The organism is Bacillus sp. M6-12, assembly GCF_002860285.1.
GTDB lineage: Bacteria > Bacillota > Bacilli > Bacillales > DSM-1321 > Peribacillus.
Window position 1 is genome coordinate 66,674 of the sequence record NZ_PGVF01000023.1, and the last position, 14,800, is coordinate 81,473.

At 41.0% G+C, this 14,800-nt stretch carries 15 protein-coding genes, 1 pseudogene, 1 riboswitch and 1 other annotated feature; of the genes and pseudogenes, 1 reads left to right on the plus strand and 15 read right to left on the minus strand.

The window, feature by feature from the left end; genetic code table 11:
- From rplU to CVD28_RS21815, 11 genes are all read right to left on the minus strand, one after another.
- Complete coding sequence (gene rplU / locus CVD28_RS21765) at positions 1-309, minus strand: 50S ribosomal protein L21 (RefSeq protein ID WP_101596536.1); 309 nt, start codon at positions 307-309, stop codon at positions 1-3.
- Between the two features lie 13 nt (positions 310-322).
- Positions 323-404: a sequence feature (ribosomal protein L21 leader region), on the minus strand.
- Positions 405-495: 91 nt separating this feature from the next.
- A complete protein-coding gene (locus tag CVD28_RS21770; protein ID WP_101596539.1) occupies positions 496-1,986 on the minus strand; it encodes an Rne/Rng family ribonuclease in 1,491 nt (496 codons plus the stop codon).
- 68 nt (positions 1,987-2,054) lie between these two features.
- The gene (locus CVD28_RS21775; RefSeq protein WP_101596542.1) at positions 2,055-2,921 is read right to left on the minus strand and encodes a M50 family metallopeptidase; all 867 of its coding nucleotides are present in this window, start codon (positions 2,919-2,921) and stop codon (positions 2,055-2,057) included.
- On the minus strand, positions 2,914-3,684 hold the full coding sequence (locus CVD28_RS21780; protein WP_101596544.1) for a M23 family metallopeptidase: 771 nt from the start codon (positions 3,682-3,684) through the stop codon (positions 2,914-2,916). Before CVD28_RS21780 ends, CVD28_RS21775 begins: the two co-directional genes overlap by 8 nt.
- Before the next feature lie 154 nt (positions 3,685-3,838).
- Positions 3,839-4,642: a septum site-determining protein MinD gene (gene minD, locus CVD28_RS21785; RefSeq protein ID WP_101596546.1), complete on the minus strand. Its 804-nt coding sequence runs from the start codon at positions 4,640-4,642 to the stop codon at positions 3,839-3,841.
- A gap of 2 nt (positions 4,643-4,644) precedes the next feature.
- Entirely contained in the window at positions 4,645-5,328 is a 684-nt protein-coding gene (minC, locus tag CVD28_RS21790; protein ID WP_101596549.1) for a septum site-determining protein MinC, read from the minus strand.
- A gap of 89 nt (positions 5,329-5,417) precedes the next feature.
- The gene (gene mreD, locus CVD28_RS21795) at positions 5,418-5,936 is read right to left on the minus strand and encodes a rod shape-determining protein MreD (protein ID WP_101596551.1); all 519 of its coding nucleotides are present in this window, start codon (positions 5,934-5,936) and stop codon (positions 5,418-5,420) included.
- Positions 5,933-6,823, minus strand: a complete 891-nt coding sequence (gene mreC, locus CVD28_RS21800) for a rod shape-determining protein MreC (RefSeq protein ID WP_101596554.1) — start codon at positions 6,821-6,823, stop codon at positions 5,933-5,935. The genes mreD and mreC overlap by 4 nt, the downstream gene beginning before the upstream one ends.
- A gap of 505 nt (positions 6,824-7,328) precedes the next feature.
- Positions 7,329-8,348 carry a rod shape-determining protein gene (locus CVD28_RS21805; protein ID WP_101596557.1) on the minus strand — a complete coding sequence of 340 codons (1,020 nt, stop codon included), beginning with the start codon at positions 8,346-8,348 and terminating at the stop codon, positions 7,329-7,331.
- Positions 8,349-8,503: 155 nt separating this feature from the next.
- Positions 8,504-9,190, minus strand: coding sequence for a RadC family protein (radC, locus tag CVD28_RS21810; RefSeq protein WP_101596560.1), 687 nt, complete (start codon positions 9,188-9,190; stop codon positions 8,504-8,506).
- Positions 9,191-9,241: 51 nt separating this feature from the next.
- Entirely contained in the window at positions 9,242-9,808 is a 567-nt protein-coding gene (locus CVD28_RS21815) for a Maf family protein (RefSeq protein ID WP_101596563.1), read from the minus strand.
- Positions 9,809-11,132: 1,324 nt separating this feature from the next.
- On the opposite strand from CVD28_RS21815, the pseudogene CVD28_RS21830 reads away from it, so the two are divergent.
- Positions 11,133-11,582, plus strand: a pseudogene (locus CVD28_RS21830) (S8 family serine peptidase); the annotation flags it as partial.
- 48 nt (positions 11,583-11,630) lie between these two features.
- Here the strand turns inward: CVD28_RS21830 and CVD28_RS28935 are convergent.
- From CVD28_RS28935 to CVD28_RS21850, 4 genes are all read right to left on the minus strand, one after another.
- A complete protein-coding gene (locus tag CVD28_RS28935; RefSeq protein ID WP_257985951.1) occupies positions 11,631-11,975 on the minus strand; it encodes a hypothetical protein in 345 nt (114 codons plus the stop codon).
- Positions 11,976-12,181: 206 nt separating this feature from the next.
- Positions 12,182-12,406, minus strand: coding sequence for a helix-turn-helix domain-containing protein (locus tag CVD28_RS21840; RefSeq protein WP_101596571.1), 225 nt, complete (start codon positions 12,404-12,406; stop codon positions 12,182-12,184).
- A 418-nt stretch (positions 12,407-12,824) separates the two neighbouring features.
- Positions 12,825-12,911, minus strand: a riboswitch (cyclic di-GMP riboswitch).
- A 524-nt stretch (positions 12,912-13,435) separates the two neighbouring features.
- Entirely contained in the window at positions 13,436-14,281 is an 846-nt protein-coding gene (locus CVD28_RS21845) for a glycerophosphodiester phosphodiesterase (protein WP_101596574.1), read from the minus strand.
- Between the two features lie 429 nt (positions 14,282-14,710).
- Positions 14,711-14,800, minus strand: a 90-nt coding sequence (locus CVD28_RS21850) for an IS3 family transposase (protein WP_142384810.1), incomplete at its 5' end; no start/stop codon positions are given.

A 14,800-nucleotide genomic window follows, 5' to 3' on the forward strand; every position in this document is an offset into this window, starting at 1 on the left:
TTACGCGTTAATTGCATCAATAACAACTTTTGTGTATGGCTGACGATGACCTTGCTTTTTACGGTTATTTTTCTTCGCTTTGTATTTGAAAACGATGATTTTCTTAGCACGGCCTTGCTTTTCAACTTTACCTGTTACAGTAGCGCCTGCCACCAATGGAGCACCTACTTTAACTTCTTCGCCGCCTACGAATAAAACCTTGTCAAAAGTTACAGTTTCACCTGCTTCTACGTCTAATTTTTCAACGTATACCACATCGCCTGCTGCTACTTTGATTTGCTTACCGCCAGTTTCGATAATTGCGTACATACCTGCACCTCCTTATTAAACTCAGACTCGCCAATCACAGGTGTTCCGCATTGCTGCAAAAGCTTAATACCTGTTCTGTGCGGTTGTAGCACGGGTGCTACAAACATAACATTAAAATCCTATCATGAATGCCTATAGGATGTCAATATATTATCATAAAAGTATAATAAGCTTATTCTATATTTTTTAAAGAGAATCCTTCTGCCTTTCCTTTATTTCCTCTATACTTCCAAAATGGCGGATCCGGTAAGGATGATCTCCTTCTAAAACAACGGTATATAACAGTTTTTTGGCAATTGCAGCTTCAAGAGTAGCTTGAAAGGATTTTTTATCTCCTAAAAGTGCATCTATAACACTTTGTGACGCTTCAACCCAAACAGCCTCACTGTCGGTTTGCCTGTGCTCAAGCAGTTCTCTTTCCAGCCTGAATGCAAGTGTTTCTGGACTTTCAGTTTTTCCGCTCCCTCTGCATAAAGGGCAGGAAACAGTCATTCTTTCACTGAGGGAAGGGGCTGTCTTTTTGCGGGTCAGCTCAAGAATACCCAGTGCGGAGAAGCCGCCAATCTGCACCCGCATTTCATCCTTCTTTGTTTCTTCTTTTAATATAGAAATAACTGAACGCCTATCACTTTCGGCCTTCATATTAATAAAATCAACCAGTATGATTCCCCCAATATTCCGCAGCCTTAGCTGCCGGGAAATTTCTCTGGCTGCATTTCTGTTGGTTTCAGCCAAAGTTGCTTCTTTTGCAGCTTTCCCGGTAAATTTTCCTGTATTTACATCAATTACGGTAAAAGCCTCAGTTTCTTCAATGATTAGATATGAACCATGATCAAGCCAAACGATTTTCTTTCCGGCTTGCTCGATTTGATTTTGCAATTTATAAGCAGTGAAGATATTTTCCGGACTCTTATGGAGGAGAATTTGCCAATCTGAACTGCGGCTTTCAAGCCATTTTCCCAGCTGCCGATAGCCGGCACTGTCATCCATCACAGCTTCTCCCCAGTTATCCTTGGCTATTTCCGACTTTACAGCTTCTATTAGAGTATCAGTGGCTCTGAGCAGCCCCGGCTTTTTTGCCATACGGAGATCTTGTTCCACCGCTTTGAAATCAGCACGCAATCCTTCTATTGCGGAAACCATTGCCTTTTCAGATTCATTTTCCATCGAGGTACGAACAATAATGCCTTCATCATTCTTCTTATATGCCAGTGCCCTGTTTCTCCACTTTTCCTGTTTTGCAGGATCACTGAATTTCTTGGATACACCAACATAGTCAATCCCATGCATATAAACAAGATTGTCTGATGAAAGCTCAATAATACCCGTCAGCCGAGCCCCTTTATTGCCGCTTTCATCTCGCACCACCTGGACCAGAAGTTTCTCACCCTGACGGATAAACTGATTGATCGTTACGTTTCCGTTTAGATTTCCTTCTGCTTTCGCCCGCTGAAAGGAAGGCAGCTGATCACGATGCAGGAATCCGTTCTTCTCTGCGCCATAGTCAATAAAGGCTGCATCCATGCCCGGCAATACCTTCGTTACTTGACCGGCATATATATTTCCAACAGCGGACGCTTGATGGGGCGGAAACAATTCGAGCTTCACAAGCTCTCCATTATCTATCACAGCATACCGCTTTTCCCTGCCAATCATGTTGATGATTATTTTTTTCATAAAAAAATCCCTTCTCCAATATGGCTGCTATGCCCATACAGCCGGTTATTGAAAAAAGAATATCATAATTACCATGAATATAACAGGTCCCCGATTTTGATGTTTGTCAGTTTATCAGAAAAGTAAGCATGAAGGATCTCATTCTCATCAAGGGAGCCTTTCTCTCTGCCATTTTGCAGGATAATAATTGGGTGCTTGCACCCTCTGCGGAATTTTTCCAGCACATGATATATCATTTCACTTTCATCAACTGCAAGCGGCGCTAGCGTACCCAGGCTGTCTGTCCTGCCATAATGGCGCTCCAGCAAAAAGCGGATGAATGCATAATGCCGCTGTTTCCATTCAAAAACGAGTGAGAAAACAAGAAAACCTGCGATAATCCAAACATTCAAATTAAAGGGAGTTATAATAGCTGCTATAAAAACTAATAACATAGAAAGCACTATCGATAATAAAAGTGTCATCCTGTGAGCATCCAAAAATGAACGGGAAAGTGACAAAGCCATAAATAACAGCTTGCCGCCATCCAGCGGCCATATTGGAAGAAGGTTAAAAAGGAGCACTGCCAAATTCATATACAGGAACTGTTCATATAATGTTTGGGGAATGATTGAGGCTGCTGTAAGCAAAAATGCTGCCCCAATCAGCCAGAGATGCTGGATAGGACCTGCCAGTATCACCGCCAGATCTTCCTTTAATCTCCGGTTCCCGTATTCTTCCGTGACCACCGCACCCCCAAACGGAAGCAGGTCTATGGATTTTATTCTCCACTTAAAATACTGAGCGGCACATGCGTGGCCCATCTCATGAATGAAGACAATGCATAAGAACATCAGCACAGGGAGGAAATGGGCGGTCAAAACCGAAATACCTATTACCAGCCAAAGAGTAGGATGAATTCTCATCTTTAACAAAAGCTGAATATATTCATTCAAAAGATATCACCTTTTTGGGATCGATAAAAGTATCGTCCTTTTTTATCGCTAAATAAAATGTACCTTTAGAAGCGTCACTGCTGGAAGCTACAGTACCGATTACTTTTCCCTTGCTTACAGGGTCATACAGCAGCACATCAATGCTCTCAAGCCCGCCATACCAGGATTCACTTTTGTCGTAATGCTGGATAATAACCGTCTTTCCCAGATCCTTTTTTACACCGGAAAAGATAACAGTTCCCTCATTTACGGCTTCTACCTTTGAACCTAAACCGGTCTCTATCAAGATGCCTTCTCCATTTGCCTCAAAGGACTCCATAATTTTGCCTGATGCAGGCAGGGCATATTCTGTATCTGCAGTTGTTTTTTTAGCCTGTTCAGCTTTACCGGCATCCTGAGGCAAAAAAGCGATCGGTTTTCCAAATGTATCTTCATACCACATCGATATGGCCGCAAACTGCAATTCTGTATCCATCGTTTTACTGACGAAGTTCCGCGCAGCATCAAACTTATCAGAAGGGTGTTTGAACATAACAGCTGTAATAAGGAACAAGCATAGGGCAGCCAGAATTTTAAAATAAATAACTTCTTTTTTAAATAACGGATGATCCATGTCAGATGGTGTCCCTTCATAAGCCGGCAGCCGTTCAAAGCCATATTTATCCTCATCATAAAAGGAAGGCGTCAAACCGGCCTGTCGCGTCCCGCTCATTTTCTTCCGCTTGGCAATACGATTTCGGATCTCTTTTCTTCTATCCTTCATAATCCATTCGACCCCCTGCTTCGAACAAGTACTTTGTACACATTGTATGAGCGACTTGTCCATGCTATGACATTAGAATAATGGGGATTTAATGGATCCCAATCTGAACAATAGAAAAGCCTCTACCGCAAAAAAGCGGGAGAGGCCTTTTATATTATCGAACGCCAAACAATTTTTTAACCTTTGCCATAAATCCCTTGGATTCGTCTTCCAGCGGTTTAAGCGGCACGGATTCGCCGAGGATGCGGCGCGCGATATTTCTGTATGCGATCGAAGCACGGTTGTTCGGATCAAGTGCAATTGGTTCACCTTGATTCGAAGCTTTGATTACCTGATCGTCGTCAACGACAATCCCAATGAGGTCAATTGATAAATGGGCCGTAATCTCGTCGATGTCAAGCATTTCCCCGTTTTTAAGCATATGACTCCGGATTCGGTTGATCACAAGCCTAGGCGCTTCTATATTTTCTTCTTTCTCCAGCAAGCCGATAATGCGGTCTGCATCCCGGACAGCAGATACTTCAGGAGTTGTGACAACGATTGCCTTATCCGCTCCCGCAACGGCATTCTTAAAGCCCTGTTCAATGCCAGCAGGGCAATCAATCACTATATAATCGTAATCCTGCTTTAAACCGTCAACCAGCTGTTTCATCTGTTCAGGCGTCACCGCTGTTTTATCACTGGTTTGCGCTGCCGGCAGCAAATACAGTAAATCGTCAAATCGCTTATCTTTCACCAGTGCCTGATGGATTTTGCACCGGCCCTCGATTACATCGACAAGGTCATAAATGATCCGATTTTCCAGACCCATTACAACATCAAGATTCCGAAGCCCAATATCAGTGTCAACCAGGCAAACCTTTTTGCCAAGAAGAGCTAATGATGTTCCCAAATTGGCTGATGTTGTTGTTTTGCCAACCCCGCCTTTGCCGGAAGTAATGACTATTGCCTCTCCCACGATTAGAGTCCCCCTTCTAATCTATCAAAATTAGGTCTATATTTCTTCAAGACCTGCAGCTTATCTACTACAATTTGATTACTGTCATCTATAAAGGCGCATTCCATCTCTTGTCCTTCTTCGGAATATTGATCCGGGGTACGGTGCATTATACCTGCAATCCGCAGCTGAGACGGCTTCATTACAGAAGCGGCAATCACTGCTCCCGGATTGCCCATACACCCAGCGTGAACAATCCCCTTCAGAACTCCCATGATAAAAACGTTTCCTCCAGCCGACACGATTCCGCCAGGATTCACATCGCCTATTAACAATAAATCACCCGGTACTTCTAATATCTGGCCGGATCTGACAATTTTTGCCATTGTCGTAATTTCGTTTTCTTCCTTCCACCTTTGCGCTTCATCCCTGCTGATGACATTGGAAGTAATACTTTCAACAAACAGTTTTTTCTTTGTCCGGATAAGCTCCTGAATTTCCTCACGCTGCACTCCCGTCAAAAACCTGTTGCCTGTATGTACTTTGACCGATATCATTGGATCGTTTTCCTGGAATTTATAATTGGCCGATAGCTTTGTTTCAATTTCATTGATAAGCTCGTGATACGAACAAGAATCATCGAGATGAAGTGTTAGCCCGTCCTTAGTCCCCTTTATCATAACATTTTGCTGATTTCTTTTACTCATGACGAAATTTCACCTCAATGATAGTATAATTCGACATTTTGAGGGGATATCCTTTTTCATTTAAAAACAATAATGGATGATGCCCGAAGTTAGTCCTCTCGTATTTCGAGTTCAAACTTTTCCATTTGGATTTTCAGCGGAAACGCTGCCAGTATTGTAAAAGCTAAATTCAAAATCAAGGTAGGAAGGAGCCTTACCTCAATAAATTCTGAAAAACTCATCTGGGCAAAATGAAGAATTAAGTTAGCCTCAAATATGGCAATCTCAAGCAAACCGATGAACACTACAGAAACTAATAAAAGAATTAACAAATTGGATTGCAGCACTTTCATAGTTTTTGAAATCAAATAACATAAGATAGGGAAAAGAAACATATATATCCCCAATATTTCTGTATACACAACATCAAACAAAAGACCAAGGATAAAGCCATAAATGATCCCCATCTTCCTCGACCCGTACACAGTAAGGAAAACTAGAAAGACCATGATGAACCGCGGCACAAAGATCCGTTCGCTATTGTACAGCTCCCCAGAAAAAAGAGTAACAAACAGGCTTTCCGAAATAAAAAACAGCAAAGCAACAAGAGGAAGAATGAATTTGCTCACTGTGTTTCATCTCCCTCTTGGGCACTATAACTTTCTTCTGCTTCATCAACGCTAGGAGTATGCCTCTCAACAACCATGACATTGTCAATATCATAAAAATCAGCCACAGGCTTCACATAAGCAGTCTGATTTAAACCATACTGGTCGGTAATAACTTCCTCTACGGTTCCGATGGCTAGGCTTTCCGGGAAAACGCCGCCGATACCAGAAGTGGCGACCGCTGATCCTATTTTAATTTTTTCGTTGTAAGGAATTCGCTTCAATAATAAAAGCTTTCGTTTTTGATCGTATCCCTCGATTACACCGTAGATTTCTTTTTTGTCCTGTATAACAGCTGAGATTCGATTTTTTGGATCCTTAGAACTCAGGAGCTGGACAGTAGAAGTAAACGGCTTAGCGCTTTTAACTTTACCAATTAACCCGCGGGACGTTATAACGCCCATGTTTTTCTTAACTCCCTGGTTGGTACCTTTGTTGATCGTGATGATTTCGTGCCAGCGATCAGGATTCCTTCCAATTACTGTAGCTTGAATGGGCGAATAGTCACGCAGATCATCTTTCTTGCCAAGAATCTCGCGAAGTTCTTTATTTTCATTTTCCAGTCCTTGAACCTGTGTCTTCAGTGTTACATACTCATCCAAACGAGCTTTTAGCTTTTTATTTTCATCATATGTATGTTGAAGGTCAATTAAATTCTCAAAAAATTCAGCCACAGAAGTTACTGGTTTGTGGAATACATTTTGGACAAAGCCGATTGTATCGCTTATAAACTGCTCTGGCCAGCTCACTTTCTCTCTTTCTCTTAAAGAAAAGCCAATCAATGCCACGAGAATGATAATGCTGGCAAGCAAAAGAATAAGCCTTTTATTTAGGAAAAACTGTGGCATGGTTTACACCTCTATCATTTTAAAACTATGTGCCTTGTTTCGGCAAATTTCGCATTGGTAATAAAAAGCGCAAGCGCCCTGGCAAAAGGAACGTTGACTAAGATCTGGCACGTCCTGTGGCAACGCCGTTCGACCCACATCCTCACAAAGCTGTCGCTCTATTTCGTGCCATGTATCGCTGCCGAAGCATTCCTTTTCCTGCGGGCCTCCGGCAAGCATAAGACAAGCGCTGACAGAAGGTGCTTTTACCTTCGGAAGTGATTGACTTATGAAACGGCACTTGGTTACAACACTCGAGGCCGACTAAGATCGCCAGTGTTGTAACATAAACCGTGTTACAACCTTCGTCCTGTGGCGACGTCGGCACTAGCACATCCTGTGCGTCGGGGTTGGGCGCTGGAGCTAGACATTGGTACTTGTTAACAAAATCATACTGCCTTATCTTGAAATTAAGCTCCACAGGAAAGCGAGTTATACCTTCCTGCGGTTAGCTTTTTAACTTTGATTATCGCGAATCACGAGCTTTACTTTTGAATAAATGGATGTGGTCAAGAGCTTTTCCGGTTCCGATCGCAACGCAATCTAGCGGATTCTCAGCAATGAGCACTGGCATTTTTGTTTCTTCACTAATCACCTTATCAAGATTTCTGAGCAATGCACCGCCTCCGGTTAGGACGATCCCCCGGTCCATAATATCCGCCGCGAGTTCAGGCGGTGTTTTTTCAAGAGTGTTTTTCACGGAATCGACAATTGCGTAAACTGTATCATGAAGCGCAGTTGAGATTTCCTTGGCTGTGATTTCAATCGTCTTCGGAAGACCTGTCAGCAAGTCACGGCCGCGGATTTCCATATTATCAATACCCTCTGCATCTCCCGCAGATCCGATCTCCATTTTAATATTTTCCGATGTACGGTCCCCGATCATTAAATTATAGTTTTTGCGAATGTAGGTCACGATTGCGTCATCCATCTCATCTCCGGCGATTCGGATGGATTGGCTTGTTACAATTCCGCCAAGGGAAATAATAGCTACCTCAGTTGTTCCGCCTCCAATATCAACGACCATGCTTCCTGTCGGCTCCCAGACCGGAAGATTTGCACCGATCGCTGCCGCAAAAGGCTCTTCAATTGTGTAGGCATCCCGGGCTCCTGCCTGGCGTGTAGCATCAATTACCGCGCGTTCTTCAACAGCTGTAATGCCCGAAGGAACACAAACCATCACATAAGGCTTACGGGCAAAAACGCCTTTGTTTTGGGCTTGTCTCATATAATATTTCATCATCGTCGCTGTTGTTTCGTAATCAGCGATTACGCCATCCTTCATTGGACGGAGTGCGACGACATTACCTGGAGTACGTCCGATCATATTTTTCGCATCATTGCCAACCGCAACAATTTGCTTTGTATCTGTCTGCAGTGCCACGACAGAAGGCTCACGTACGGCAATCCCTTTTCCTTTTACATATACAAGCGTATTAGCCGTTCCTAAATCTATCCCAACATCTCTTGTACCAATTCCAAACATTTGCTGTATCTCCTTTTCATAGACAAGATGCTTTTTTATAGTAAGGTTTCAGGTCCCTTTTCATTCAATCTTTATCAAATGGAGGTCAAAAAAAAAAGATTCCCCTTAAAAATCATAAACAATATTATATCTTACCGTCAAAGATTATGGTAGTGCTATAGATAACCTTTTTCCTTAAGGCTTACAAATTTCTTTTCACCGATGATAAGATGATCCAAAAGGTCTATCCCGATAATCTTGCCGCACTCTGCCAGCCTTTTCGTCACTTCAATATCCTCCCTGCTCGGAGTCGGGTCGCCTGAAGGATGATTGTGAAGGCAAATAATAGAGGCAGCGGACCTGCGGAAGGCTTCTTTGTAGACTTCACGAGGGTGTACGATGGAGGCGTTCAAGCTGCCGATAAAAACGGTCTGCTTATGGAGGACTTGATTTTTCGTATTTAAATAAAGACAAACAAAATGTTCCTGAGACAAAAAGCGCATTTCATCCATGCAATAATTCGCACAATCCTCCGGGGACCGGATCACATACCTGTCCTGGCTGTTGAGCGAACTGACTCTTTTCCCCAGCTCTACTGATGCTAAAATTTGAATGGCTTTTGCTTCTCCTATCCCCTTAATTGCAGTTATCTCTTCAATCGAGGCATCCTTTAACAGCCGTAAGCCTTCGAAAGTGCTTATAAGCCTGTTAGCCAGCTGAAGAACGGACTCTTCCTTCGTCCCTGTCCTAAGGAGAATGGCTAATAATTCCTGATTGGACAGGCTCCCAGGCCCGTCCTGGATAAATCGTTCCCGCGGTCTTTCATCTTTGGGAAAATCTCTAATCATCAAATTGTTTGACATCTCATCTCACCTTTCGTTGGCTAAAAGCTCCGAAAAGAAGACTGGCAACGGCTATTCCATGCTGCTGCAAAATGTTTTTAGTTCACGGGCAAGCCTGGAAACCGGCAGGCCGACAACCGTATAATAATCGCCGGCAATTTCCTTCACCAGCAATGATCCATATCCTTGAATCCCGTAGCTGCCCGCTTTATCAAACGGTTCACCGCTATCCAGATATGTTTCAATTTCCTCTTTTGACAGCTCCCAAAATGCCACATCAGTTTTTTCGGAAAATACAAGGGATCTTGTCCCTTCAATAATGGCCACCCCAGTATAAACGGAGTGTTTTTTGCCAGAAAGCAAGCTAAGCGTCCTCTCAGCATCCTCCCTGTCCAGCGGCTTTCCAAGAATCTGTCCATCTAAAACAACAACCGTATCAGCTCCGATTACACAGCATTCCTGATTGCTGTCCGCCACTGCCTTTGCTTTACGGTAAGCCAAATCCTCAACCGCTTCTTTCCCGCTCATTCCCGGGAGAATCGTTTCATCCGTTTCTAAAGTTTTAATGTCAAAAGGGATTCTAAGCATCTGGAGAAGTTCATTGCGTCTTGGGGAAGAAGAAGCCAAAATCAGTTGCATTCATTTCACCTTACCTTGTCATGTTGCATATTAGGAGATACATGTTTATCGTAACAAATATTTCCTTTCGGAACAATGTTAGAGCACTTTAGTTTTTTAATAGGGGAAATTTGAATCTTTATGCTGAATGTGTCAAATTACAGTGTCAATAGATTTGCTATTTTAGATTCCAGTACAGTAAAACAACTAATTTTTCGATTACATCGAAGAAGGATTAGTTTTGAAAAAAATGTTAAAATTCCTGCTAGGATATACAGTTATCTTATCCAAAATGCCAACCTTATCCGGATGTTGGGAGTACGAGGGCCACCGAGACCACCAAAACATCCTGCACCACCGCAGAATACAGAACACACACCACCACCCATACCCGATCCAAATCCAGGTCCTATCGATGACTATGATGACGCAGTTCCTATACCTAAAGAACTGACATCCCGGATTCAACCCTGCAAAGTGGATATAGAAATTGAATCGTGAAAACTGAGTGAAGAAAAGCGATACTGACATCCCGGATTCAACCCTGCAAAGTGGATATAGAAATTGAATAAAAAAATTGAATCGTGAAAACTGAGTGAAGAAAAGCGATTAATATCAAAGAGAACCTTTCTAAATCAAAACCAGCCGAGATAACGTGTGGTTCAGACTATAGGCAAACTTGATGAAAATTGAGTTTGCCTACAATCTTTTTGTTTTAAAAATTAAGAGAACAATGCTTGAGGGGATGGAAATGCATTCGAAACATAATTCCATTCAACTGGACAAATAGATATGTTTGCTTTAGCCAATTGGTGTCTGAGAATTATTTAGTACGAAAAAATGAGGCAGCTACTGATTTTTCTTTTGTCGAAAAATCGATATTTCTTAAGAAGTTGACTCATAAAAATGAAAAGTTGTCCTATAAAATTAAAGAGTTGAACGATAAAATGTGAAAGTTGACAATGAAGTCCAATGAGAATCTTTTGTAGGGGGGTATATGGTTAGCGAAGTTGACGATAAATAAATGAAGGTTGAATAAAGGGGGTCGGAAGTTAATAAATAAAGCAAAATAATTGGTCGATAAACCTCTGTTACACTACCAGCAGTTTTTACCTGGTCAGATAGTGATGAATATCGCTGATTTTTAGAAAAAAAGCTGCCATTTTACTGATTACCATACAGGTTTACCCTTACATACCCCTCTCCCCTATCCAGGGATTATATAATAATTGTATAGCCAATCAAACACAAAAAAGGATAGACGTTTCCATCTACCCTCTTCCAGCCATCTTATTATTATTTCTTCTTTGACCGACTCTAACACAATCGAAGTGAATACTGAAATCTCATTGTGGCTGCTGCCAGAAACTCAGGCTATAATGCCAACACAATCGGCTATCCCGGAGCTCTTAAAAATGCCGTTGCAGTTGCTGCTCTCGAGAATGTTCAGCAAAACGGAACCTATCGCGTAGCCAACTACTCCTCTCGCTGTAACCCCGGTACGGATGGTGACTTTGTAATTCAGGAGAAAGATGTAGAAGTTTCCGCACCTGGCACCAATATCGAATCAACCTGGTATGACGGAAACTACAACACGATCAGCGGAACCTCCATGGCCACTCCGCATGTCGCAGGTCTTGCCGCAAAAATCTGGTCCACCAACCGCTCCCTGTCAAACGCACAGGTAAGGGCAGAGCTCTAAAAACGGGCAAAGCTATATGATATCAAAGGTGGCTTCGGAGCAGCCACTGGCGATGATTATTCTTCAGGATTTGGCTTTGCTAGAGTGAAATAATCATAGAAAAAGCGACATCTGGAAATAAAAGGTACTCTGCAGAAATGTCTATCTGTGACAGGGGGTCTGGCCCCAAAGAAATCCACTTTTACTTAACTCTTTGTATGTATAAAGGGAAAGAACGATTATACAACGATAATCAGTCTTTCTCTGTGACTGGTTGCTTAAATCAAAATCATTTAGCTGAAATCTACCCGCAACAAATTGATTGGCTATATAATCAGCATTGCCATAATCAATATACCCAGTTGGTGTTTGCCCAGCTGCCAATGAGTCTCCCAAAGCAACGTATTGTAATAAGGCTGGTTTTGCTTGTGGCTGCGTCTTAGCCAAAGCGCTAAAAGGCAAGCCTGCCAATAAAGCCCCAGCTAATGATAAACTCGTCATCTTCATCTTTCTCTCCCCCTTTTAGTAAAAAATTCCTACATCTGATCCTTTTCTTTTTTCTTTCAAGGAAGTCTTTTTAGGGCAAGAAATTTTCATAAGACAAATACCTACATAATTAACAATTAAAAATAGCCGTAATGTAAAATCATGTTTGCTTATTCGGAGAATAATGACAAAAGCCCGGAGAATGAAATCTCAGGGCTGGCAGATATTTAACTTTCCTCACCCTCACAACCATCAAAAAAAGTAGTGACTGGCACTTTGAAAACTACGGACAACTCTCGTAAACTTTCTAAGCTAGTATTCTGTCTGCCATTCTCCATATTAGATATAGAAGCACGAGAAAGACTAAGAAGTCTTGCCAATTCTTTTTGGGACATATTATGGTCTTCCCTTAGTTTCTTCACATTTTGACCTACAATTAGTTTTAAATCCATTGCCGACACCCCTGTAAGCTGTTATTCCTGATACTGTTTTCAATTTTATGCACCTGCCTGATTAAATGAGCAAAGCCTCTTTTATTAAAGCGATTAATTATGCCCCAATATGGATGGTCTCCCCAACCTGAAGGTTATTCACAAAAAATTGAATGATTTCTTAAGTCCTGCTGCTAAAAGGTGAGAATTTTGTTATTGGAGAATCAATTTATGCTTCTGTATATTGGATATAAATAAATCCCTCTAATCACAATTTCCATAAACTTTAAATTTCCTTTTTGTAACTACTAATTTATCCTTTTTCTTTCACCTTTATTGTTATTTTTAAAAACCTGATTAATAGAATAATCATATAAACAAAGAGGGCTAATCCTGGAGTGGATCAGCCCTGACGCATTTTGCTTTATTTCTTGGGCTTTTTGGCAACCTGGCAATCATAGTTTAATTAAACATTAGACCCATGGCTTTGCGTCCCTACTTTTCAATAGGTTTGCTATTATAGAAGCATTATTATTTATAAATAATTATTATAATTTAATTATCTTACTTATAAAGAATAAATGCAATAGAATTTTCAAAATATATAATACTTTTGAATTATATACTGTATATCAATTGTAAATAAAGTAGTTCTTTTGTATCTCTAAGGTATAAACTTATTGTTAATAAGTAGTGGAGATTATGTAAACGTATAGGCTCCATCCAGGATATCATTTACTGTCACATATGCTAGTTGCACCATCTTTCACAATGTTGAGGTCTTACCCTAATTCCCACCTTGATAAAAGTTTCCAAATTAGTCGGCTAATCCAATTACACAACCACCATCAATTAAGTCACGATACAAATCAGCGGGGTATGACCCCAAAGAATAGAACAGACATGGTTCACTTAGAAAACAAAAAGAAAAGCTCTGCAGAGACATAAATCCCCACAAAGCTTTCCTGAAAGACCCAAGTACTTTCACCCTTAAAGGACAAGAGGTTTATCCCTGAGTGTTTTAGAATTTTAGCGATAACTTCCGAGATGTTATTTCTTATCAGATTCTCTTGGATCTACATAATCCGGGTAATCCGAAATGATAGCATCAACATCCATATCCAGAAGAAAATCGGCTGCTTCTTGGCTTCTTACAGTCCATGAAGATATTTTCATTCCCAGCGAGTGAACTTGATCTACTAAATCTTCGGTAACGATTCCGTAGCTCGGGTTAAAGTAATCAGCATATACCGCAAAGTCTGCTAAGGCCTGCTCTGCTGTATGTGCTTTGGAAGAAGTCAGAACTCCAATAGGAACCTTTGGGAGAAGGGAATCCATCTTTTTCATTGAATCAAAGTTAAATGATTGGACTATTATTTTTTCATTTTGTGGATGATCAAGATTTCGTTCTTTTAGTTCCCCTGCCACACTTTCTTCAATTCCAGGATAAAGCTCTGGTGCCTTTAACTCTATTAAAATACCAACTTTACCATGATATCTGTCTAGTATTTCATCAAAAGTTGGAATTTTTTCTCCTGCAAATTGCTCTCCCTTAAAGCTGCCTGCATCAAGAGATTTCAATTGTTCAAAACTCAAATCCTTTACATACCCAGTGCCATCTGTAGTTCGATCAACTTTCGTATCATGGATAATCACTAATTCTCCGTCCTTGCTTCTTTGAACATCAATCTCAATATAGTCAGCCTTCATATCCACTGCTTTGTCAAAAGCTGCAATTGTATTTTCCGGCGCATTCCCGGATGCCCCACGATGGGCTACATTATCAACTTGTCTTAACTCGCCAGTTGACTCTGCAGCAAAAGCCTGGCTAAACGGACTGAATAATAGTGATAGTGCAACGCCAGTTCCTAATATTGTTTTTTTCATTCTATCCATCTCCCTTGTTGAATTATGTACAAGGTTATTGTATTTGAGAAACGTTTATGAACAAATGCGGGATATCCATTATTTTTTGTAAATAAAAGTAGGAAGAAAATACTGAATTTTCTTTACACACTTTAACTTTACTCATATATTAATCGCACACTGGATGGAAGATTGTTAAAGTGTGCAATTATTTCTCCTTTATATTAGTCCAAGATGGTAAATAAATCTTCTCCACAATTAACTGAAACTCTATCACATTTAGTACCCATTTAAAAAAAACCTGGGAAGCAGGTTATATTAATTTCTCTATCACTTTGATTCATGAAAGCACTTTCCTGGCCCATCATAAAAGGCAGACCTTTTTCAGCAATCAACCAATTTATTTAAAAATCCCTTCTCAGCTGCAGTGACCCCATAAAGTTAGACAGGTTATTTGCATTAGGCAGCTTGTAAGGTCTGAACTCGGTATTGAACCGGGCTCAGGCCTTTTAGTTTTGCCTTAATACATCTGTAATTGTAATAATCGAT

Coding starts and splice junctions, on each gene's coding strand:
- mreC (WP_101596554.1), bottom strand. CDS start 6,823: ATGCCACAGTTTTTCCTAAATAAAAGGCTTATTCTTTTGCTTGCCAGC.
- radC (WP_101596560.1), bottom strand. CDS start 9,190: ATGTCAAACAATTTGATGATTAGAGATTTTCCCAAAGATGAAAGACCG.
- CVD28_RS21845 (WP_101596574.1), bottom strand. CDS start 14,281: ATGGATAGAATGAAAAAAACAATATTAGGAACTGGCGTTGCACTATCA.
- CVD28_RS28935 (WP_257985951.1), bottom strand. CDS start 11,975: ATGAAGATGACGAGTTTATCATTAGCTGGGGCTTTATTGGCAGGCTTG.
- rplU (WP_101596536.1), bottom strand. CDS start 309: ATGTACGCAATTATCGAAACTGGCGGTAAGCAAATCAAAGTAGCAGCA.
- CVD28_RS21770 (WP_101596539.1), bottom strand. CDS start 1,986: ATGAAAAAAATAATCATCAACATGATTGGCAGGGAAAAGCGGTATGCT.
- CVD28_RS21780 (WP_101596544.1), bottom strand. CDS start 3,684: ATGAAGGATAGAAGAAAAGAGATCCGAAATCGTATTGCCAAGCGGAAG.
- CVD28_RS21815 (WP_101596563.1), bottom strand. CDS start 9,808: ATGCAACTGATTTTGGCTTCTTCTTCCCCAAGACGCAATGAACTTCTC.
- CVD28_RS21805 (WP_101596557.1), bottom strand. CDS start 8,348: ATGTTTGGAATTGGTACAAGAGATGTTGGGATAGATTTAGGAACGGCT.
- minC (WP_101596549.1), bottom strand. CDS start 5,328: ATGAGTAAAAGAAATCAGCAAAATGTTATGATAAAGGGGACTAAGGAC.
- CVD28_RS21840 (WP_101596571.1), bottom strand. CDS start 12,406: ATGGATTTAAAACTAATTGTAGGTCAAAATGTGAAGAAACTAAGGGAA.